This is a genomic window from Sphingomonas jinjuensis (assembly GCF_014197105.1).
Lineage (GTDB): Bacteria > Pseudomonadota > Alphaproteobacteria > Sphingomonadales > Sphingomonadaceae > Sphingomonas > Sphingomonas jinjuensis.
On sequence record NZ_JACIEV010000007.1, the window covers coordinates 153,687 to 173,788 of the forward strand.

Annotated in this window: 20 protein-coding genes and 1 pseudogene; 16 read left to right on the forward strand and 5 right to left on the reverse strand. The window is 69.2% G+C overall.

The window, feature by feature from the left end; genetic code table 11:
- Positions 1–98 precede the first annotated feature (98 nt).
- Positions 99–536, forward strand: coding sequence for a TM2 domain-containing protein (locus GGQ80_RS12825; RefSeq protein ID WP_343051047.1), 438 nt, complete (start codon positions 99–101; stop codon positions 534–536).
- 405 nt (positions 537–941) lie between these two features.
- Here GGQ80_RS12825 and purB read toward each other — a convergent pair whose 3' ends face one another.
- Entirely contained in the window at positions 942–2,258 is a 1,317-nt protein-coding gene (gene purB / locus GGQ80_RS12830; protein ID WP_183985434.1) for an adenylosuccinate lyase, read from the reverse strand.
- A gap of 118 nt (positions 2,259–2,376) precedes the next feature.
- On the opposite strand from purB, the gene GGQ80_RS12835 reads away from it, so the two are divergent.
- Positions 2,377–2,850 carry a hypothetical protein gene (locus GGQ80_RS12835; protein WP_183985436.1) on the forward strand — a complete coding sequence of 158 codons (474 nt, stop codon included), beginning with the start codon at positions 2,377–2,379 and terminating at the stop codon, positions 2,848–2,850.
- 89 nt (positions 2,851–2,939) lie between these two features.
- Here GGQ80_RS12835 and GGQ80_RS12840 read toward each other — a convergent pair whose 3' ends face one another.
- Positions 2,940–4,682 carry a fatty acyl-AMP ligase gene (locus GGQ80_RS12840; RefSeq protein ID WP_183985438.1) on the reverse strand — a complete coding sequence of 581 codons (1,743 nt, stop codon included), beginning with the start codon at positions 4,680–4,682 and terminating at the stop codon, positions 2,940–2,942.
- Between the two features lie 158 nt (positions 4,683–4,840).
- Here GGQ80_RS12840 and GGQ80_RS12845 point away from each other — a divergent pair, with 158 nt between their 5' ends.
- From GGQ80_RS12845 to GGQ80_RS18830, 5 genes and pseudogenes are all read left to right on the forward strand, one after another.
- Positions 4,841–5,356 carry a RecX family transcriptional regulator gene (locus tag GGQ80_RS12845; protein ID WP_183985594.1) on the forward strand — a complete coding sequence of 172 codons (516 nt, stop codon included), beginning with the start codon at positions 4,841–4,843 and terminating at the stop codon, positions 5,354–5,356.
- 24 nt (positions 5,357–5,380) lie between these two features.
- Positions 5,381–5,950, forward strand: a complete 570-nt coding sequence (locus GGQ80_RS12850; protein ID WP_183985598.1) for a cold-shock protein — start codon at positions 5,381–5,383, stop codon at positions 5,948–5,950.
- Positions 5,947–6,453, forward strand: a complete 507-nt coding sequence (locus GGQ80_RS12855; RefSeq protein ID WP_425506052.1) for a DUF192 domain-containing protein — start codon at positions 5,947–5,949, stop codon at positions 6,451–6,453. Before GGQ80_RS12850 ends, GGQ80_RS12855 begins: the two co-directional genes overlap by 4 nt.
- 97 nt (positions 6,454–6,550) lie before the next feature.
- Complete coding sequence (locus GGQ80_RS12860) at positions 6,551–6,946, forward strand: NADH:ubiquinone oxidoreductase subunit NDUFA12 (protein WP_183985440.1); 396 nt, start codon at positions 6,551–6,553, stop codon at positions 6,944–6,946.
- A gap of 272 nt (positions 6,947–7,218) precedes the next feature.
- Positions 7,219–7,386: pseudogene (locus GGQ80_RS18830) on the forward strand (DUF2155 domain-containing protein); the annotation flags it as partial.
- Between the two features lie 35 nt (positions 7,387–7,421).
- Here the strand turns inward: GGQ80_RS18830 and aat are convergent.
- From aat to GGQ80_RS12880, 3 genes are all read right to left on the reverse strand, one after another.
- Positions 7,422–8,153 carry a leucyl/phenylalanyl-tRNA--protein transferase gene (gene aat / locus GGQ80_RS12870; protein WP_183985442.1) on the reverse strand — a complete coding sequence of 244 codons (732 nt, stop codon included), beginning with the start codon at positions 8,151–8,153 and terminating at the stop codon, positions 7,422–7,424.
- A gap of 167 nt (positions 8,154–8,320) precedes the next feature.
- Positions 8,321–8,713, reverse strand: coding sequence for a hypothetical protein (locus tag GGQ80_RS12875; RefSeq protein ID WP_183985444.1), 393 nt, complete (start codon positions 8,711–8,713; stop codon positions 8,321–8,323).
- 43 nt (positions 8,714–8,756) lie between these two features.
- A complete protein-coding gene (locus GGQ80_RS12880) occupies positions 8,757–10,064 on the reverse strand; it encodes a Y-family DNA polymerase (RefSeq protein ID WP_183985446.1) in 1,308 nt (435 codons plus the stop codon).
- Between the two features lie 82 nt (positions 10,065–10,146).
- Between GGQ80_RS12880 and GGQ80_RS12885 the strand changes: the two genes are divergently transcribed.
- The 9 genes from GGQ80_RS12885 to GGQ80_RS12925 all read left to right on the forward strand — a co-directional run bounded on the left by GGQ80_RS12885 (position 10,147) and on the right by GGQ80_RS12925 (position 20,081).
- On the forward strand, positions 10,147–12,126 hold the full coding sequence (locus GGQ80_RS12885; protein ID WP_183985448.1) for an ATP-binding protein: 1,980 nt from the start codon (positions 10,147–10,149) through the stop codon (positions 12,124–12,126).
- A gap of 62 nt (positions 12,127–12,188) precedes the next feature.
- Entirely contained in the window at positions 12,189–13,097 is a 909-nt protein-coding gene (locus GGQ80_RS12890) for an SPOR domain-containing protein (protein WP_183985451.1), read from the forward strand.
- Between the two features lie 208 nt (positions 13,098–13,305).
- The gene (locus tag GGQ80_RS12895; protein ID WP_183985453.1) at positions 13,306–14,274 is read left to right on the forward strand and encodes a cysteine synthase A; all 969 of its coding nucleotides are present in this window, start codon (positions 13,306–13,308) and stop codon (positions 14,272–14,274) included.
- Between the two features lie 86 nt (positions 14,275–14,360).
- A complete protein-coding gene (locus tag GGQ80_RS12900) occupies positions 14,361–14,585 on the forward strand; it encodes a hypothetical protein (RefSeq protein WP_246347081.1) in 225 nt (74 codons plus the stop codon).
- Between the two features lie 293 nt (positions 14,586–14,878).
- A complete protein-coding gene (locus GGQ80_RS12905; RefSeq protein WP_183985457.1) occupies positions 14,879–15,379 on the forward strand; it encodes a division/cell wall cluster transcriptional repressor MraZ in 501 nt (166 codons plus the stop codon).
- The gene (gene rsmH / locus GGQ80_RS12910) at positions 15,376–16,302 is read left to right on the forward strand and encodes a 16S rRNA (cytosine(1402)-N(4))-methyltransferase RsmH (protein WP_183985459.1); all 927 of its coding nucleotides are present in this window, start codon (positions 15,376–15,378) and stop codon (positions 16,300–16,302) included. The genes GGQ80_RS12905 and rsmH overlap by 4 nt, the downstream gene beginning before the upstream one ends.
- A complete protein-coding gene (locus GGQ80_RS12915) occupies positions 16,299–16,940 on the forward strand; it encodes a hypothetical protein (protein WP_183985461.1) in 642 nt (213 codons plus the stop codon). The genes rsmH and GGQ80_RS12915 overlap by 4 nt, the downstream gene beginning before the upstream one ends.
- Positions 16,937–18,655 (forward strand): peptidoglycan D,D-transpeptidase FtsI family protein, encoded by a 1,719-nt coding sequence (locus GGQ80_RS12920; RefSeq protein WP_183985463.1) that lies wholly within the window; start codon positions 16,937–16,939, stop codon positions 18,653–18,655. Before GGQ80_RS12915 ends, GGQ80_RS12920 begins: the two co-directional genes overlap by 4 nt.
- A 10-nt stretch (positions 18,656–18,665) precedes the next feature.
- Positions 18,666–20,081 (forward strand): UDP-N-acetylmuramoyl-L-alanyl-D-glutamate--2,6-diaminopimelate ligase, encoded by a 1,416-nt coding sequence (locus tag GGQ80_RS12925; protein WP_183985465.1) that lies wholly within the window; start codon positions 18,666–18,668, stop codon positions 20,079–20,081.
- Positions 20,082–20,102: the final 21 nt, after the last annotated feature.

A 20,102-nucleotide genomic window follows, 5' to 3' on the forward strand; every position in this document is an offset into this window, starting at 1 on the left:
CGATGCCGCTGCGCGTTGAGGCTTGCCCTCGGCTGCGCTATCGGCATCATACAGTCAGGGAGTGACAAAGGACCGAAATGCGGGGGCAAATTCTAGGCGTGGATACGCGGACCGGCGATGGCGTGGTCGCTGGGGACGATGGCCAGCGCTATCGGTTCAAACCGGCGGACTGGGCAGATCGCGGCGAGCCGGCGATCGGACTGAAGGTCGATTTCGACGTCGAGGAAGGCCGGGCGACGAGCATCTTCCCGTTGCCGAGCGATCGGGCGCCGGTACCGGCGGGGGTGACCGCAGTCGCCGCGCCGCCGGTCTATAACGACCGCAACAAGATCGTAGCGGCGGTGCTCGCCTTCTTCCTGGGCACGCTGGGCGTTCACCGTTTCTATCTGGGGCGGAACGGGTCGGCGGTGCTGATGCTGGTATTGTCGATCACGGTGCTGGGCCTGCTCATCACCGGGCCGTGGGCGCTGATCGACATGATCCGCTATCTGCTGATGTCGGATCGGGAATTTGCGGAGCGCTACCCACGGCGCTGACCGCCCCACGGGCTTGGCCGCCCCCTCTTGCGAGAGGGCGGTCGCGCCGGGGCGTCAGAGGGTGGTGATCACCATGCCGACCACCAGCGCCTGGGCCGCGATCGCCAGCAGCGAGCTGGCCGCGGTCTCAAACATGCGCATGTGAATGGTCTCCTGCCGGAGAAATATCCGGCATAGGCCATGTGGTGGATGTTACCCGAACACGCAATATTGTTGCTTGCGCGTGCAATTGCGTTATTTGCACTTAAGGTTTTTGTGCGGGATGGTCAGCGGGTTAGGGTGCGTTCTTTTCCCGAATTCCGCCATCCCCGCGAGGGCGGGGGTCCATAGTCGCTGAACATCGTGGGATCCACGCGCACCTGCGACTATGGATTCCCGCCTTCGCGGGAATGACGGGGTGAGGCGTCAGGCCTGGCCGAACACGCGGTCGAAGATCGTGTCGACGTGCTTGTAGTGATAGCCGAGGTCGAAGCGTGCCTCGATCTCCTCGGGAGACAGCGCGGCGGCGACTTCGGGGTCGGCCTTCAGCAGTTCCATCAGCGACAGCTGGCCGTCCGATTCCCACACCTTCATCGCGTTGCGCTGGACGAGGCGATAGGCGTCCTCGCGGCTGACACCGGCCTGGGTGAGCGCGAGCAGCACGCGTTGCGAATGGACGAGGCCGCCCATCCGGTCGAGGTTGCGCTGCATCCGCTCAGGATACACGACCAGCTTGTCCATGACGCCGGTCAGGCGGGCGAGCGCGAAGTCGAGCGTGATCGTCGCATCGGGGCCGATGTAGCGCTCGACCGACGAATGGCTGATGTCGCGCTCATGCCACAGCGCGACATTCTCCAGCGCCGGCGTGACATAGCCGCGGACCATGCGGGCGAGGCCGGTGAGGTTCTCGGTCAGCACGGGGTTGCGCTTGTGCGGCATCGCCGACGAACCCTTCTGACCGGGCGAGAAATATTCCTCGGCCTCGAGCACCTCGGTGCGCTGGAGGTGGCGGACCTCGGTCGCGAGGCGTTCGATCGACGAGGCGATGACGCCGAGGGTGGCGAAATACATCGCGTGGCGATCGCGCGGAATGACCTGAGTCGAGACGGGCTCGACGGTGAGGCCCATCTTCTCGGCGACGTAGCGTTCGACGGATGGATCGATGTTGGCGAAGGTGCCGACCGCGCCCGAGATGGCGCAGGTGGCGATATCGGCGCGGGCGGCGATCAGGCGCGTCTTGGCGCGATCGAACTCGGCATAAGCCTCCGCCATCTTCAGGCCGAAGGTGACGGGCTCCGCGTGAATGCCGTGGCTGCGGCCGATCGTTGGCGTCAGCTTATGCTCCATCGCGCGGCGCTTGAGCACGACCAGCAGCGCGTCGAGGTCGGCGAGCAGGATGTCGCTCGCGCGCGCCAGCTGAACCGCGAGGCAGGTGTCGAGCACGTCGGACGACGTCATGCCCTGATGGAGAAAGCGCGCCTCCGGCCCGGTGCGTTCGGAGACGTGGGTTAGGAAGGCGATGACGTCGTGCTTCGTCTCCGCCTCGATCGCGTCGATGCGGTCGATATCGAACGGGCCGGCGTCGGCGTCGGCGTCCCAGATGCGCTTGGCCGCGTCCTTCGGCACGACGCCGAGTTCGGCGAGCGCGTCGGTGGCGTGCGCCTCGATCTCGAACCAGATGCGGAAGCGGCTTTCCGGCGTCCAGATCGCGGTCATGGGGGCTCGCGAATAGCGCGGGATCATCGGGCAGGCTCCGTGGCAGGGATAGAGAGTCGGGCGCGCGTTAGCAGCGGGAGGGCTGCCCCTACAAATCGTAACCGTTCGTGGTCATAATGAGGGGGTGTTCGAACGGAGAAAGATCATGCGTCGCGTAGCCCTGTCGGCCGGTGCCCTGTTGTTCGCGAGCCCGGTGGCGGCGCAGCAACTTCCGATCTCACCGCTGGCCGGTGGGCGCGTCATGCCGACGCAGCCGCTGGCCACGACGACGGGGGCGACCGCGTCGAGCCGGATGAAGCCGGGCGCGGCGCTGGAGACGGGGCCGATGCGGCCGGCGATGGCCGGCGGCTTGCTGGCCGATGGCGCGGTGCTGAAGGACGCGGATGCCAGGGACGCCAAGGATGCTAAGGGTGCCAAGACCGCCGGGCTGGTGAAGAAGAAGCCTGCGGCGGCGCTGGGTGCGACGCTGGTTACCGACGATCCTGCTACCGCGAGCGCGAGCGCGGCGGCGGACAAGATCCCGGATATCGATCCCGGCGCGTCACCGGGCGATCGACGGCCGACCGCCGTGGTGGTGCGGCGGCCCGCCCCGGTGGCGGGGCCGAAGCGGCAGAAGTGAGGCGTTAGACCCGGGCCACCCTCACCCTTCCCTCTCCCGGCGGGACAGGGAGGGAAGCGCGAAGCGCCGGAAGGGTGAGGATGTGGCGGTTACGCCGCGATGTCGTAGGGTTTGATGTCGCCGTTGAGGTAAAGGTTGCGGGCCTTGGCGCGGCTGAGCTTGCCCGAGCTGGTGCGCGGCAGCGTGCGGGGCGGGATCAGCTCGATCACGCAATTCATGCCGGTCACCGCGCGAACGCGCTCGCGGATTTCGTCTCGCAGGCGGGTGCGCTCGCCATCGTCGAGGCTGCGGCACTGGACGAGGACGGCGGGCGTCTCTTCGCCCGACGGCGTGGTGATCGCGAAGGCGGCGATGTCGCCGGCCTTGAACCCGGGCAGCTGCTCGACCGCCCATTCGATGTCCTGCGGCCAATGATTGCGGCCGTTGACGATGATCATGTCCTTGGCGCGGCCGACGATGTAGATGTAGCCGTCGGACATATAGCCCATGTCGCCGGTGTCGAGCCAGCCGTCGACCAGGCAGGCATCGGTCGCCGCCTGATCCCGGAAATAGCCGACCATGACGCTGGGGCCGCGGCACCAGACCTTGCCGATCGCGCCCGAGGGAAGCGGCGTGCCGTCTTCCTCGCGGACCTCGATCTCCATGTCGCGCACGGGCTTGCCGCAGTTGACGATCGCGCGGAAGCGCTGCGGCCGGGGCCCATCGTTGCCGCCCAGGTCGCCGCCGCCCGACAGCTGGGTCTCTTCGACCAGCTCGACGCGGATGCCCTCGCCCGGCGGCATCAGCGAGACGGCGAGCGTCGCTTCGGCGAGGCCGTAGCTCGGCAGGAAGGCGGATGCGTTGAAGCCGGCGTCGGCGAAGGCGTCGACGAACGCCTGCATCACGTCGGGACGGATCATGTCGGCGCCGTTGCCGGCGACGCGCCAGCGCGACAGGTCGAAGCGGTCGGCGGCCTTGGTCTGCGACGACATGCGGCGCGCGCAGATGTCGTAGCCGAAGGTCGGTGAATAAGAGAGCGACGTCCCCGGATGGCGGCTGATGAGGTCGAGCCATGCCAGCGGTCGGCGCGCGAAATCCTCGGTCTTCAGATAGTCGACCGACACCTGGTTGGCGATCGGTGACAGGAAGCAGCCGACCAGACCCATGTCGTGATACCAGGGCAGCCAGCTGATGCAGCGATCCTCGCCGTCGATCGCCATGCCGTGGGCGTGCGCGGCAAGATTGTTGAGCAGCGCGTGGTGGGTGATCGCGACGCCGTGTGGAAAGCGCGTCGAGCCGCTGGAATATTGAAGATAGGCGATCGCCTGACCGTCCGCCTGCGGCAGCTCCGCCGCTGGGGCATCGCGCGTGGCGAATTCGGACCAATCGACCCCGGTCGTACCGACGAGCCGCGCCGCCTCGGCCGCCATCGGCGCGAGTTCGGGCGGGTAGATCAGCATCACCGGCTCGCAGCTGGCGAGCTGGACGCGCAGCTGCTCGATATAGCTGTCGCGGCCGCCGAACGAGGTCGGCAGCGGCAGCGGCACCGGCCACGCGCCGGCATAAACCGCGCCGAAGAAGAGCGCGGCGAATTCGGCGCCCGTCTCGGCGACGAGGGCGACGCGATCCTCGGGCTTCACCCCGGCGGCGATCAGGCGGCGCGCGGCGGCGAGCGCATCGTCGCGCAGCTCGGCAAAGGGGTAGGGACGGCTGAGCGTGCCACGCGCGTCGTGGAAGTTGAGCCCGCGCGTGCCGCCGGCAGCATAGTCCAGTGCTTCGCCAAGGGTGGCGAAATCGGCATAGCGACGCGGCAGTGCGTCGAGCGTCGGGGTAGCCTTGAGCGGCTCGTTCATCAATTCGTCCCTTGTCCGGCCGCTTGACGCGGCTTCGTCAACCTCGCCTTGTCGCTGCTCCGCACGTTCAAATCGCGGTACGACTGTGGCAACAAGATGGCGTGACCACTCGCCGAGACCGCCCGATCCCCCCGCTGGATGCGCCCGCCCTGGAGCGGATGGCGCTGCGCTATGTCGAACGCTTTGCGACGACGCGGGGAAAACTAGCCGATTATCTAAGGCGTAAGGTGCGTGAGCGGGGCTGGGCGGGCGAGCAGCCGGCCGATCCGGTGGCGCTGGCGGAGCGGATGGCGGCGCTCGGCTATGTCGACGATCGTGCCTATGCCGAGATGAAGGCGGCGGCGCTGACCCGCCGCGGACTGGGAACGCGGCGCGTGGCGGTGGCGCTGAAGGTCGCGCGGATCGACGCGGACGCGGCGGCGGAAGCGACCGATGCGGTCGCCGGCGAGGCGCGGCGCGCGGCGATCGTCTTTGCCCGGCGGCGGCGGCTGGGGCCGTTCGGCGCGCCGCCGGCGGATCGGGCGGCGCGCGAACGCCAGGTGGCGGCAATGTTGCGTGCCGGCCACTCGATGACGCTGGCGCGAATGATCGTCGACGCCAAGGCGCCACTCGACCCCGACGATCCCGATGAAGAGGCACTGCAAAACCGTTGCGATGACGACGAAGCGTGCTAGCAAGGCATGACAGGGGTGAGTGACATGCGTAGCGAGCCGCAAGAGGGAGCGGACGAGCGTGACGGTGAGGTAATGCCCGCCGACGCGATCGTCGTGAGTGGCACGATCAAATGGTTCGATGTGACACGTGGCTTCGGCTTCGCGGTCGCCGACGACCCGTCGGTCGGCGACGTGCTGATTCATTTCTCCGTCCTGCAACCGCACGGCCGCCGCAGCCTGCCCGAAGGCGCGCGTGTCGAAACGGTGGCGGTGCAGCGCGGCCGCGGCTTTCAGGCGCGCGCGGTCACCGCGATCGACCTGTCGCAGGCCGCCGACGAGGCGCCGCGCACGTCGCGCCGCCCCGACCGGATCGATCCGGTGACGCTGATCGACGCCGCGGGCCCGTTCGAAGCGACGCGGGTGAAGTGGTTCAACCGCTTACGCGGTTATGGCTTCCTGGTACGCGAGAGCGACGGCAGCGACGTCTTCGTGCATATGGAAACGCTGCGGCGCGCGGGCTTCGCCGGGGTCGAGCCGGAACAGCCGCTGTCGGCGCGGATCGTCGACGGACGCAAGGGGCCGCTGGCGGTGGTGGTCGAGGGGCCGGCGGCGTGAAGCGGGTCGCGACGCTGGCCGGGCTCGCGCTGCTGCTGGCGGGATGCCAGGGGGCAAGCGACGCGAACATGAGTGTTGCGGCCGAGGCGGACGGCGGCGACGCCGCTGCGACGGCGCGCCTCGCGGTCACCATCGAGGGCAGCGGCGGCCGCCATGTCTTCTCCGTCGAACGCGCACGCACGCCTGAGGAGCAGGCGCGCGGGCTGATGTACCGCACCGACCTGACCCCGAACGGCGGGATGCTGTTCTATCCCTATCCGGCCGCGGGCGGCGGGCCGCAGGTCGCGAATTTCTGGATGAAGAACACGCCGACGCCGCTCGACATCATCTTCATCCGCGCCGACGGCACGATCGCGCGGATCGCCGAGAACACGGTGCCGTTTTCGGAAGATCCGGTGACGTCGAACGAACCGGTGGCCGCCGTGCTGGAGATCGTCGGTGGCCGCGCGGCGGAACTGGGTATTGGCGAGGGCGACAAGGTGAGCTGGCCGGGGCGGCGGTAAACCCCAGCGCCCCGTCACCCCGCGTCAAGTCTTGGAGTGACGGACGGAGGCGCCTTGGTTATTGCCCGTCCCGCCGTCGCGCGGTAAGCGCGCTGGCATGGGCATCAACCTCAATCCCTTTACGTGGTGGAACGGCGCCAGCTGGGGCACCGTCCTCTACGGGCTTCGCGGCAAGACGCAGGTGGGCGAGGACTCGCTCGGCAATGTCTATTGGGAGGGCGGCAAGGACACCGCCGGCCGGCCGCGGCGCTGGGTGATCTATGTCGGCTCGAACGACGCCAGCCGGGTGCCGCCCGAATGGTTCAGCTGGCTGCACCACCAGATCGACGACGTGCCGTCGAAGGCGCTGCCGCCCGAGCGCAAGTGGGAAAAGCCCGCGATCCCGAACATGACCGGCACCGCGCTCGCCTATCGGCCGCCCGGCGCGCTGGAGAAGGGCGGTCATCGCGCCGCGGCGACCGGCGACTACGAAGCCTGGACGCCCGAGGGATGACCCGGCGCTGGCTCGCGGCGCTCGTGCTGATCGTGGCACTGGGCGCGGCGGGCGTGCTGGGGTGGCGAATGCAGCGCGATGACCGGGCGAAGGCGCCGGTCGCGACCAGCCAGACGCTACCCGACACCGGCCGCGACGAGGCCGCCGCGCGTGGGATCGAAACGGTGGCGACGCAGGGCGATGCGCTGCCGACGGGCGGCACCCCGATGGCGGAGCGCGTCGCGACGATCGGTATCCTCAACAAGCGCAACGGCGAGAGCCGCGAGCTGACGATGCGGCCGGGCCAGGCGCAGCGCGTTGGCGACCTAATCGTGCGCCTGCGCGCCTGCGAGAAGACCGCGCCGTGGGAGGACGATCCGCTCACCGGCGCCTTCGTCCAGGTCGATGTGCGTGAGGCGGACAACCGCTGGCATCGGCGCTTCGCGGGCTGGCTGTTCAAGGAACGGCCGGGCCTCAACGTCGTCCAGCACCCGGTCTACGACGTCTGGACCAAGAGCTGCACGATGTCCTGGCCGGCGACCGGGCCCGATACCGAGGTGTTGTCGGCGGGCGCGGCCAAAGCCTCGAGCGCGAAGAAGTCGCCCACCGCCGACGATGTCGGCGCGCGCGAGCCTGAGGATGCCCCGACGACGCCCTCGACCGCGGCGGTCAGCAACGCGACATAGGCGCTGCGCGTGATCTCCACCGCGCCGAGCGAGGCGAGGTGGTCGGTCATGAACTGGCAGTCGAGCAGCGTGAAGCCGCCCGCGCGCAGCCGCGCGACGAGCCAGGCGAGCGCGACCTTCGACGCGTCGGTCCGGCGGCTGACCATCGATTCGCCGAAGAACGCCTTGCCGAGGGTGAGGCCGTAAAGCCCGCCGACGAGTTCGTCGCCGTCCCAGCATTCGATCGAATGCGCGAAGCCCATCAGGTGGAGGCCGACGAACACCTCTTCGATCGCGCCGTTGATCCACGTCTCCGGCCGGTCGCTCGCGCTTTCGGCGCACAGCTGGATGATGCCGCGAAAGTCGCGATCGGCGGTAACGCGGAAACGGTCGGCGGCGATCGTGCGGCGCAGCGACCGCGACAGGCGAAAGCCATCGAGCGGCAGGATCGCCCGCTCACGCGGTTCGACCCAATAGACGCTGTCGGCATCGCGGCTGTCCGCCATCGGAAATACCCCGACCGCATAGGCGCCGAGCACGAGCTGGGGGTCGAGGCGTTCCATCCGCCCCCAAGGTGGCGTGGCTGGGGGCAGGGGGCAAGCGTTAGACGTGCCGCGAGTCTCGCATCCTGCCGCCGCGACGCCGCTGGGCATCAACGGTGCCGCCCACGAGAAAGGCCGGCGGATCGCTCCGCCGGCCGATGGTGGTAACCGGTGTCAGGCGGAGACGATCAGCCCTTGCAGGTGAACTCGCCCTTGCCCGGCTGAGTGATCTTGGCGCTGGTCGGCGAACCGGTCAGCTTCCAGCCGCCCTCGGCGGTCAGCGGGTCGCCGGCCTTCGCGGCGGTCAGGCGGGTCTGTGGGCCGTTCTGTTCGGTGCGGACCATCGCGAGCTTGTCGCCCTCGAAGAAGGTCACGTAGAGCAGGACGTTGCCGGGCTGGCAGCGCATCGACTTGTCCGCCTTGATCGCGGGCGGCAGCTCGACCGGGGCGCGATTGGCGAGTTCGTTCGCCATCGGATCCGGGTTGATGTCCACGACCTCGGGGGTCTTGGGCTTGTTGTCACAGGCCGCGAGAGCGAACAACGCAGCGGCGGTGGCGGTGAGAAGGAGGGGGCTCTTCATAGCGGAACGCCGCTTCGCCGATGCAGCATGGGCCGTCAAGCGGCTACTCGTGGAACTCATCCAGCTCGGGAATGCGGCCGAACGCGATCTTGGTGCCGACGCGATCGATCCGGCCGCCGCCGAGCGGACCGACCGAGACGGCATGCCGCCCGAAACGCTCGTTAATCCGGTCCATCGCGCGGCTGAGCGCGAGGCCGCGGGTCTCGCGCGCCAGCGGATCGTCGGGGTCGAGGCTGGCGAAGAGCGACCCCTGCTCGCCGACGACGGGCTCGATCTCCATCAGCGTCACCCCGACCATCCGAATCCGAAAGCCGCCCGGCCGGGTCCCACCGGCGGCATGGAGGCGCGGGAAGAGGCGGTCGAGATGCTGGAGCACGACGAAGCTGTCCTGCGTCGCCGGCAGCTTGATCGACGTGCGCCAGGTCGACTTGTCGTCCTCGAATTTCGCATGAAGGACGAGCAGGCGGGCGCGATAGCCCTTGCGGCGCAGGCGGCTGGCCGCCTTCAGCGCGAGGCGGCGGGCGGTGAGCCGCACCGGCTCGGGCCCGCGCTTGCCAGGCGACAGGACGTGGCTGTGGCCGATGGTGCGCGACTGGGTCGGCTTTTCGGGAAGGTCGACGCCGTGGAGCAGATACCAGAGCCGATCGCCGTTGGTGCCGCCCCAGGCGTGCCCCGCGTCGCGCGGTCGCCGTTCGCACAGCTGGCGGATGTCGTTGATGCCGTCACGCTGGAGCCGCCGTTCCATCTTCGCGCCGATGCCGGCGATTTCGCGCAAGCCCAGCGGGTAAAGCGCCGCCGGCAGCTCGGCCGCCTCGAACACCACCAGCCCGTCGGGCTTCTGCAGGTCGGAGGCGAGCTTCGCGAGCAGGCGATTGGGGGCGATGCCGATCGAGCAGGTCAGCCGCTCGCCGACGCGTTCGCAGATGCCCGCCTTGATCCGCCGTGCCAGCGCCATCGCGCTGTCGCGGTCGTTCTCGTTGTCGAGCAGCCGGCACGCGACCTCGTCGATCGAGCAGACGCGGGTCACGGGAATGTGGCGCTCGATCTCGGCGACGATGCGGTCGTGATAGTCGACATAGGCGCGGTGGCGGGCGGGCGTGACGACGAGGTCGCGGCAGAGCTGCTTGGCTTCCCACACCGGCGTGCCGGTCGAAATGCCGTAGCGCTTCGCCTCGATCGACGCGGCGATCGCGACCGTCGTGTCGCTGCCGACCGGGGCCACGATCACCGGGCGGCCGCGCAGCGACGGCTGCAGCTGCTGCTCGACGCTGGCGAAATAGGAATTGAGATCGAGGAACAGCCACCGGAGCGGCCGAGGCGGCAAGGTCGGGGGCTGAGTCGCGGCCGTCATAGCGGGAACAATACAGGAACACGGGAACAATGTCAGGCCATGGTATTTACCTGCGGCAATCCCCGGTCCAAGCGCGTCGCTCATGCCGCTTCGCTTAACTCTCGACTTCTATCGATCGCTGTTCGACGCGATGGACGAGGGGTTTTGCGTCATCGAATTCCTCGATGGCCCCCACGGGCCCTTGAGCGATTACGTCCATGTCGAGGCGAATGCGGCCTATCAGCGCAACGCCGGCATTCCGAACGTCGTCGGCCAGCGGCTGCGCGACATGGTGCCCGACGAGGCGGATGCCTGGATCGCGCGATACGGCCATGTGCTGAGGACCGGGGAGCCGGTCCGCTTCGAACAGGAGCTACTCGCGACGGGGCGTCACCTGTCGCTGTCCGCCTTTCGCATCGGCGAATTCGAAGAGCGGCGGGTCGCCGTCCTGTTCAACGACGTCACCGAGCGCCGCCGGGCCGAGCGGGCGTTGGCGCTGGCGAACGATGCGCTCGAAACGCGATTTGCCGAAGTGCTGGCCGAGCGAAAGATCCTGGCCGATGTGGTCGAGGGTTCCGACGCCCTGGTCCAGGTGATCGATCGCGACTTTCGCTGGATCGCGATCAATCGTGCCGCCGCGAGCGAATATGAGCGCGGTGTCGGAATCCGTCCCGCGGTCGGCGACCGGCTGGACGACGTTCTGACGGTGCTGCCCGACCAATTGGGCAAGGCGCGCGAGGCGTGGGCACGGGCGCTCGGCGGCGAGGATTTCGTCGAGGTGGTGACGCTGGGCGACGAGCGGCGCGGGCAGCGGCAGTTCGAGATGCACTTCAGCGCGCTCCGCGATGTCGACGGGCTGCCCTATGCCGCGTTCCAGCTCGCTTATGACGTGACCGACCGGCTGCGGGCCGAGCAGCGGCTGACCGAGGCGGAAGAGGCACTGCGCCAGGCGCAGAAGATGGAAGCGGTGGGTCAGCTGACCGGCGGGCTGGCGCACGACTTCAACAATTTGCTCGCCGGGATCGGCGGCGCGTTCGAGATGATCCGGGTGCGATTGGCCCAGGGACGCGGCGCGGACGTCGAACGCTACCTGGCCGCCGGGCAGGGCGCGATGCGGCGTGCGGCGGCGCTGACGCATCGGCTGCTCGCCTTCTCGCGCCGGCAGACGCTGTCGCCCAGGGCGATCGACGTCAACCGGCTGATGGGCGAACTGGTGGAGCTGGTCCGACGCACCGTGGGCCCCGGAATCGAGGTCGAGGTGGCGGCCGCCACCGGGCTGTGGCCGACGATGGTCGACGCCAACCAGCTCGAGAATGCGATCCTGAACCTGTGCATCAACGCGCGCGACGCGATGCCCGACGGCGGCAGGATCACGATCGAGAGCGCCAACTGCTGGATCGATCGCCGTGCCGCGGACGAGCGCGGGATGGAACCGGGCCAATATGTCGCCGTCAGCGTGACCGACACCGGGACCGGCATCGACAAGGATACGCTGGCGCGGGTCTTCGACCCCTTCTTCACCACCAAGCCGCTGGGCGAGGGAACGGGGCTGGGACTGTCGATGGTCTATGGCTTCGCCCGGCAAAGCCACGGCCATGTCCGCATTCATTCCGCGGTCGGCGAGGGGACGATGGTGTCCATCTATCTGCCGCGCCATTTGGGCGAGGCCGAGACCGATGATGTCGGCGTCGTCGGTCGGGCGACGGCGTCGACCGGCGGCCACACGGTGCTGGTGGTCGACGACGAGCCGACGGTGCGGATGCTGGTGAGCGACGCCCTGGGCGATCTCGGCTATCGCTGCGTCGAGGCGGCGGACGGGCCGGCGGCGCTGAAGCTGCTCGATACGGTCGGACCGATCGCCCTGCTGATCACTGACGTCGGCCTGCCTGGCGGGCTCAACGGCCGGCAGGTCGCCGATGCGGTGCGCGCGGGGCGGCCGGCGGTGAAGGTGCTCTTCATCACCGGCTATGCCGAGAATGCCGCGCTGAACCACGGGCATATCGAGCGCGGCATGGAAGTGCTGACCAAGCCCTTCGCGGTCGACGAGCTGGCGGTTCGGGTCGAGCGGCTGCTGCGGGCGTAGGAACCGCGCGTTTCGACCGACACGGGTTGACGGCGCCGCGGCGAGCGTCAAGCGCTGGCGCCATGAGCACGACACGGGGGATGGCGCTGGTGGCGCTGATCGGCGCACTCGCTGGCTGCGGGCACAAGCGCGAGGCGCCGCCGATCGCGCCGCCGCCCGCGCCGGCGCCCGCCGTGATGCCGTTGCCCCCTGCGGGATCGGCGCCGGGGCAGTCGCTACCCGATGCCGAGGCGGCGACGATCAATAGCGGGATCGGGGCGGAGGAGGCGCTGTGGCACTTGCGCGCCGGGCTCAACGTCGCGGCGCTGGCGTGCGGCGATGCGGCGGTGGTGACGCAGTACAACGGCTGGCTGGTCGAGAACCGCGTAGCGTTGAAGCAGGCCTATGCCGCGGAGAATGCGGCGCATCCGGGTAAGGGCGAGCTCGATCGCCACATGACGCAGCTCTATAATTTCTTCGCGCAGCCGCCGGCGCAGCGCCGTTTCTGCGCCGCCGCGAGCGGGGTTGCGGGGCGCGTGTCGGCGCCGGGGGTCGTGCCGGCGGGCGAGGCGCCCGGGGCCGTCGTCGAGCTGGAGACGCCGATCCGCGACTATTACCGGGCCTATGGCGACTATCGCCGTGCGCTGGCTGCCTGGCAGGCGCAGGGTGCAGCCCGCCTTGCCGCAGCGGAGGCGACGCCCACGCCGGCGCTGCTGGCGGCGGCGGCGACGCCTGCGCCGGCGGCGCCGTGGCGGATCCAGATCGGCGCCTTCACCGGCCGCGCCGCCGCCGAGGCGGCCTGGGCGCGAGCGCGCGACAAGGTGCCGTCGCTGGCGAAATACGATCCCTATTACGAGCCGGTGCCGGGCAGGCCGCTGGTCCGCGTGCAGGTGGGAGCGGCGAACGACCGTGCCAGCGCGCTGGGCTTGTGCGCGTCGGCGGCGGCGGGCGGGTTCGATTGTATCCCGGTGGTCGGCGCGAAGGCGCCGTAGCCGCCTCGCCCGCCAAAACGCCATGCTGAACTCGGTTCAGCATCTCGGGCCGTGTCGCGCCGTCGCCGGAGATGCTGAAACAAGTTCAGCATGACGGTGGTAGGCGGGGTGGCGGGGTAGGCAGGCTTCATACGGCAGAAGCAAAAGGCTCGGCTCCACGTGACACTGGTCGCTTGTCGTCGCGGGCGGGCGCGGCCATCTAGGCGCGATGCATATCACCCAAGATACCCTCGCGCTCATCGGCAACACGCCGCTTGTCCGCCTCGCCGGCCCCAGTGCGGCAAGCGGCGCCGAGATCTTCGCCAAGTGTGAATTCGCCAATCCCGGCGCGAGCGTGAAGGATCGCGCAGCGCTGTTCATCGTCGAGGATGCGGAGGCGCGCGGCCAGTTGCAGCCGGGCGGCACGATCGTCGAGGGGACGGCTGGCAACACCGGGATCGGGCTGGCGCTGGTCGCCAACGCCAAGGGCTATCGCACGATCATCGTGATGCCGGAGACGCAGAGCCGCGAGAAGATGGACACGCTGCGCGCGCTGGGCGCCGAGCTGGTGCTGGTGCCGGCGGCGCCCTATTCGAATCCCGGCCATTTCGTTCACACCAGCCGCCGCATCGCCGAAGAGACGCCGAACGCGATCTGGGCCAACCAGTTCGACAACATCGCCAATCGTCGCGCGCATATCGTCGGCACCGCGGAGGAGATCTGGCAGCAGATGGACGGCCGCGTCGACGGCTTCACCTGCGCGGCGGGCACCGGGGGCACGATCGCCGGCGTCGGACTTGGCCTGAAGGCGAAGGACGAGGGCGTGCGAATCGCCTTGAGCGACCCCTATGGTGCGGCGCTCTACCATTATTATGCGCATGGCGAATTGAAGTCGGAAGGCTCGTCGGTCGCGGAAGGGATCGGGCAGGGGCGGATCACCGCCAATCTGGAGGGCGCGCCGATCGACACCCAATATCGGATCAGCGACCAGGAGGGCTGGGAATGGGTCCGCCGGCTGCTCGACGAAGAGGGGCTGTGCCTGGGATTATCCTCGGGAATCAATGTTGCCGGTGCGGTCCGGCTGGGGCGCGAATTGGGCCCCGGCGCACGTGTCGCGACGATCCTGTGCGACACCGGGTTTCGTTATCTGTCGACGCTGCACAACCCGGAATGGCGCGGCGAAAAGGGCATCGGATAGGGCCGGATCGACAAACATTCGATAAGGCGTTAATAGCACGCGATCAAATGAAAGCGGCTCGCGACCCCATTCAGACGACACAGCGCGTGAAGGTAGGGCTGATCGGCCTTGCCACCGTCGTGCTGCTGATCGCCATTGCCAGCATGATCATCGGCTCCGCCACGCGTGAGCGGCCGATCGATACGGCCGGCTCGGCCAAGGCCGACGTCGTCGCCAACATGGCCGCCACCAACAGCAGCGCCGTCGGCAGCGAGCCGCTCGCCGAACTGGCCGTCGCGCCGAGCGCGGGCAACCAGATCGCCACCAAGTGATCGACCGGGGAATTCCGGGGACGAGGGCCGAAATCGCGCCGAAACGTGCGGTTCCGGGCCTGCCGGCCTGTACCCCGATCCCCGGCAAAGGACCCATTCCGCCCCCTGCATGACTCGGATCGGGGGCGATTTCCCCGACTGTCCCCAAAAATCCCGTTGCGCCCCGTCAGCACCGTTGGTAACGTTTGCTGGCAACGGGGCATTTCTTCGCTCGGGATTCGTGATGGCGGATCGGCGGATACGTCGATTTTCGCGGTGCGAACCCGTGCGCGCCGAAGAGGGATCAGGCGGGCGTGGCGGACAGGGGCGATTATCAGGGGAGCGGCCTCGCCCTTGTCGATGACAAGGGTCGTGTTGCCATACCCAACGCTCTGCGCTCGACGCTGGCTGCCAACTCGCCCCGCGCGGACGGCAAGGACGGCGGTACGATCATCATCGCAGTCCACGAGGACAAGCCCTGCCTCGTCGCCTACGATCCCAGCTATGTGCCTATCCTGAAAGCCGAACTTCGTACGCGCGTCGAGCTGACCCGCGGCGCCGACGGCCGCGTCAACGACAGCATCATGCGCGAGGGCGCGAACGGCGAAGCGGTGCCCTTCGACGGGTCGGGCCGCTTCATCATGCCCGGCTTCCCGCGCTTCCACGCCAACATCGGCGAGCATGCGTTCTTCTGGGGCACGTTCGACACGATCGAGATCTGGGATCCCAAGACGCTGCTGGCGACGCCCAACGTCGGCAGCACGATGGCATCGGCGTGCAAATTCTACTGCCAGGAAAAGGGGATCGCGCTGTGAGCGACGCCCCCCACGTTCCCGTACTGCTCGACGAGGTGATCGCCGCGCTCGCCCCCGCCCCGGGCGAGACGATGGTCGATGCCACCTATGGCGCCGGCGGCTACACCCGGGCGATCCTGGCGAGCGGAGCGCGCGTCATCGCCTTCGACCGTGATCCCGATGCGATCGCGGCGGGGAAATCGCGGGACGAGGCCGGATTGACGCTGGTCCACGATACCTTCTCGGCGATGGCGGCGCATATCGACGAGGCCGTCGACGGCGTGACGATGGATATCGGCGTGTCGTCGATGCAACTCGACCAGGCCGAGCGCGGCTTCTCGTTCCAGGCGGACGGTCCGCTCGATATGCGGATGGCGCAAGCGGGGATGACCGCGGCCGACTTCGTCAACGAGGCGGACGAGGGCGAGATCGCCGACGTCCTCTACCAATATGGTGACGAGCCGAAGTCGCGCCGGGTGGCGCGCGCGATCGTTGCGGCGCGGCCGATCACCCGGACCGCTGAACTGGCCGTCGTGGTGCGCAAGGCGCTGGGCCATCGCCCGCACGACAAGAAGGACCCGGCGACGCGGACCTTCCAGGCGATCCGCATCCACGTGAATCGCGAGCTTGGTGAACTGGCCGACGGGCTTGCTGCTGCGGAGCGGGTGCTGAAGCCCGGCGGGCGGCTGGCGGTGGTGACGTTCCACAGCCTGGAGGACCGGATGGTGAAGCGCTTCCTGCGCGATCGATCGGGTGCGGCGCCTTCAGGCTCGCGACATCTGCCCGCGAGCACCACGGGGCCGGCGCCCAGCTTCGAATCGGTCGGCAAGGCGGTGCGCGCAAGTGACGAGGAAGTGGCGCGCAACCCGCGGGCACGCTCGGCGACATTGAGGACGGCACGGCGCACCGAAGCGCCGGCCTGGGAACAGGGAGTATCGGCATGACGGCGGCGTATCGGTTGAGGGGGATTGGGTGGTTCGCCGCGTGCGTCGCCATCGTGCTCGCCTTCTATCTGGTGTCGCTGCAGGTCGCGGCGGAGCGCAAGAAGCTCGACCAGATGAACGCGCGGATAGGCTCGGCCGAGCGCGACATCCGCGCGCTCGAGACCGAGTTCAACACCCGTGCCAATCTGGCGCAGCTGGAGCGGTGGAACGGCGAGACGCTGGCGCTGTCGGCGCCGACCGCGCGCCAATTCGTCGGCAGCGAGGCGGCGCTCGCCAGCATCGACGTCAACCAGCCGGCCGGTCCGGTCGTCCCCGGCCAGAGCGGCGGCGCGATCCAGACCGCAGCGCTGGTGGTGCCGTCGATGCCGACGCCCATCGCGCCCGCCACGCCGACGCCGGCGCAGCTTCAGGTCGCCGCCGCGCTGCCCGCCGCCAAGCCGAGCGTGATCCGCGTCGCGTCGGTGACGATCGACCGCGCCGCGCCGGCCGCCGCACGCGCCACCCACGCGGCGCGCGGCGCCGCCGCGGTGGCGAAGGTCCGGCCGGAGGCGGTGGCGATGCTCGACAAGAAGCTGCTGTCCGACACGACGCTGGGCGACATCCTGACCAACGCCCGCCGCGAGGCACGGGTGCGTTGACCGCGCTCGTTGCCCGCCCGCTGGTCCAGCGCCAGACCGCGCAGGCGCGCCACGCGCTGGTCGCGACCGCACATACGCGGCTGATGGTGCTGATGCTGCTGTTCGCGGCGGCGGTGACGCTGGTGATCGGGCGGCTGGCGATGCTGGCGATCTCGTCGGGCGAAGAGGCGCGCGCACGCGTCGCGACGCTGGCGGCGCGCGGCGACCTGATCGACCGCAACGGCGCGCCGCTGGCGCGGACGATCGCGTCGTGGACGATCGCGGTCCATCCCAAGAAGATCCTGGGCGACAAGTCGGCGATCGCGGCGAAGCTCGCGGCGCTGATGCCCGAGCGTGGCGACCAGGCGTGGTTCTACCGCCAGCTGACGCGTGACACCAACTTCGCCTATCTCAACCAGCGCGCCAGCCCGACGCTGGTCGAGCAGGTCAACGCGATCGGCGAGCCGGCGATCGTCTTCGCGCAGGAGACGCAGCGGCTATACCCGCAGTCGACGATGGCGGCGCACGCGCTCGGCTTTCTATCGACCGACGGCCACGGCATGAGCGGGATGGAGCGCGTGCTCGACCAACGGCTGCTCGATCCGGCCGAAGGCGGCAAGCCCGTCGCGCTGTCGCTCGACACCCGCGTCCAGGCGGCGCTGGAGAGCGAGCTGACGCGGGCGATGGGCACTTTTTCCGCGCGCGGTGCCGGCGGCGTCGTTCTCGACGTCTCGACCGGCGAGGTGATCGCGATGGTCTCGCTGCCGACGTTCAATCCCAACCGCGTCGGCATGTCGGGCAGCGAGGAACTGCGCAACATCACAACGCAGAGCGTGTTCGAGCTCGGCTCGACGTTCAAGCCGATCACGATGGCGGCGGCGATCGACAATGGCGTCGTCACCTCGATGGATCGCCGCTTCGACGCGACGCACCCGCTTCAGGTCGGCCGCTTCACCATTCACGACGAGCGCGGCGATCCGAAGCGCTGGCTGAACATGGCCGAAACGCTGATCTATTCGTCGAACGTCGCCACCGCGCGCGTCGCCGACGAGGTGGGCCCGGCGCGGATGCAGGCGATGTTCCGCAAGCTCGGCTTCGACACCAAGCCCGACATCGAATTGCGCGAGAAGGGGCGCCCGCTGTGGCCCGGCTATTGGGCGCGGACGACGACGATGACGACCGCCTATGGCCATGGCATCGCGGTGACGCCGCTTCACCTCGCCTCCGCCTATGCGGCGCTGGTCAACGGCGGCACGTGGCGGCCGGCGACGCTGCTGAAGGTCGAGCCGGGTCATGCCGCGCAGGGGCGCCGCGTGATCAGCGAGGCGACGAGCGCGCGGATGCGCCAGATGCTGCGGCTGATCGTGATGCGCGGCACCGGCCGCAAGGGCGACGCGCCGGGCTATCGCGTGGGTGGCAAGACCGGCACGGCCGAGGCGGCGGTGGCGGGTGGTTACGACCGGTCGCGCAACGTCGCGACCTTCGCCGCCGCCTTCCCGATGGACGCGCCGCGCTACGTCGTCTTGGCGATGCTCGACTCGCCGCAGGGGACGAAGGAAACCGGCGGGTGGAAGACCGCGGCGTGGAATGCGGCGCCGGTCGTCGGGCGGACGATCGCACGGGTCGGCGCGATGCTGGGCGTGACGCCGGACGAGACGCGCGATATCGACGTCTCCGATATCGTCCCGACGCTGTGGCAGGATCCGACCGAGAAGCCCATGAGCGGCGGCCAATGAGGAAGGCGGCATGAAATTGAGTGCGCTGACCGGCGGGAGCGAGGAGGCGCACGTCACGGGGTTCGCGATCGACCATCGTAAGGTGGCGCCGGGGACCGTGTTCGGCGCATTTCGCGGCGCGCGGGTGAACGGCGAGGACTTCATCGCCGACGCGATCCGATCGGGTGCGATCGCGGTGGTGACTCGCCCCGGCGTGCCGGTCGAGGGCGCAGCGGCGATCCGCGCCGACGAGCCGCGCGCCTGCTTCGCCGATCTCGCCGCGAAATTCTTTGCGCCCTTCCCCGGGACGGCGGTCGCGGTGACGGGAACCAACGGCAAGACCTCGACCGTCGAGATGACCCGCCAGCTGTGGCGGATGGCGGGGCACCATGCCGCCTCGATCGGCACGCTGGGCGTGACGACCGCCGACGAGCGGGTGACGACCGGACTGACGACGCCCGATATAGTGACCTTCCTGTCGAACGTCGCCGGGCTGGCGCGCGAGGGCGTGACCCATTTAGCGTTCGAGGCGTCGAGTCATGGGCTGTCGCAATATCGCACCCAGGGGCTGCCGATTGCGGCGGCAGCGTTCACCAACCTCAGCCGCGATCACCTCGACTATCATGGCGACATGGGCGCCTATCTCGCCGCCAAGATGCGGTTGTTTTCCGATGTGCTCAGCGACGACGGCACCGCGGTGGTGTGGGCGGACGATGTCCACTCGGCCCGCGTGATCGATCTGGCCCGTGCGCGCGGCAACCAGCTGATTACCGTCGGCGAGCATGGCGCCACGCTGCGACTGGTGGGGCGTGAGCCGACGTTGCTGGGGCAGGGGCTGTCGATCGAGGCGGAGGGCGTCGTCCACCGCGTCCAGCTGCCGCTGATCGGCGCCTATCAGGCGGCGAACGCGCTGGTGTCGGCGGGGCTGGTGATCGCGACCGGCGGCGAGGTGGCGGCAACGCTGCAGTCGCTGGCGCGGTTGCAGCCGGTGCGCGGGCGGCTGGAGCGAGCGACGATCACCCGTGCCGGCGCGCCGGTCTATGTCGACTACGCCCATACCCCCGACGCGCTCGAGGCGGCGATCGCGGCGCTGAAGCCGCATGCCAGGGGCCGGCTGATCGTGGTGTTCGGTGCCGGCGGCGACCGTGACGAGGGCAAGCGCGAGGCGATGGGGCAGGTCGCGGTGACGCAGGCCGACCGGGTGATCGTGACCGACGACAATCCGCGGTCCGAAGATGCCGCCGCGATCCGCCGCGCCGTGTTGAAGGGCGCGCGCGGGGCGAGCGAGATCGGCGACCGGCGCGAGGCGATCGCGGCCGCGGTTCGCGAGGCTGGGCCGGAGGATATCGTGCTCGTCGCCGGCAAGGGGCACGAGCAGGGGCAGATCGTCGGCGACCTGGTGCTGCCGTTCGACGACGTCCAGGTCGCGCGCGAGGTGGCGGCGTGAGCCTGTCGACCACCCTCGTCA

Bases quoted from the DNA above. Each gene is read 5' to 3' on its own strand.
- purB (WP_183985434.1), bottom strand. From the start codon at position 2,258: ATGATCCCGCGCTATTCGCGAGCCCCCATGACCGCGATCTGGACGCCG.
- GGQ80_RS12835 (WP_183985436.1), top strand. From the start codon at position 2,377: ATGCGTCGCGTAGCCCTGTCGGCCGGTGCCCTGTTGTTCGCGAGCCCG.
- GGQ80_RS12840 (WP_183985438.1), bottom strand. From the start codon at position 4,682: ATGAACGAGCCGCTCAAGGCTACCCCGACGCTCGACGCACTGCCGCGT.
- GGQ80_RS12845 (WP_183985594.1), top strand. From the start codon at position 4,841: ATGGCGCTGCGCTATGTCGAACGCTTTGCGACGACGCGGGGAAAACTA.
- GGQ80_RS12850 (WP_183985598.1), top strand. From the start codon at position 5,381: ATGCGTAGCGAGCCGCAAGAGGGAGCGGACGAGCGTGACGGTGAGGTA.
- GGQ80_RS12860 (WP_183985440.1), top strand. From the start codon at position 6,551: ATGGGCATCAACCTCAATCCCTTTACGTGGTGGAACGGCGCCAGCTGG.
- aat (WP_183985442.1), bottom strand. From the start codon at position 8,153: ATGGAACGCCTCGACCCCCAGCTCGTGCTCGGCGCCTATGCGGTCGGG.
- GGQ80_RS12875 (WP_183985444.1), bottom strand. From the start codon at position 8,713: ATGAAGAGCCCCCTCCTTCTCACCGCCACCGCCGCTGCGTTGTTCGCT.
- GGQ80_RS12880 (WP_183985446.1), bottom strand. From the start codon at position 10,064: ATGACGGCCGCGACTCAGCCCCCGACCTTGCCGCCTCGGCCGCTCCGG.
- GGQ80_RS12885 (WP_183985448.1), top strand. From the start codon at position 10,147: ATGCCGCTTCGCTTAACTCTCGACTTCTATCGATCGCTGTTCGACGCG.
- GGQ80_RS12890 (WP_183985451.1), top strand. From the start codon at position 12,189: ATGAGCACGACACGGGGGATGGCGCTGGTGGCGCTGATCGGCGCACTC.
- GGQ80_RS12895 (WP_183985453.1), top strand. From the start codon at position 13,306: ATGCATATCACCCAAGATACCCTCGCGCTCATCGGCAACACGCCGCTT.
- GGQ80_RS12915 (WP_183985461.1), top strand. From the start codon at position 16,299: ATGACGGCGGCGTATCGGTTGAGGGGGATTGGGTGGTTCGCCGCGTGC.
- GGQ80_RS12925 (WP_183985465.1), top strand. From the start codon at position 18,666: ATGAAATTGAGTGCGCTGACCGGCGGGAGCGAGGAGGCGCACGTCACG.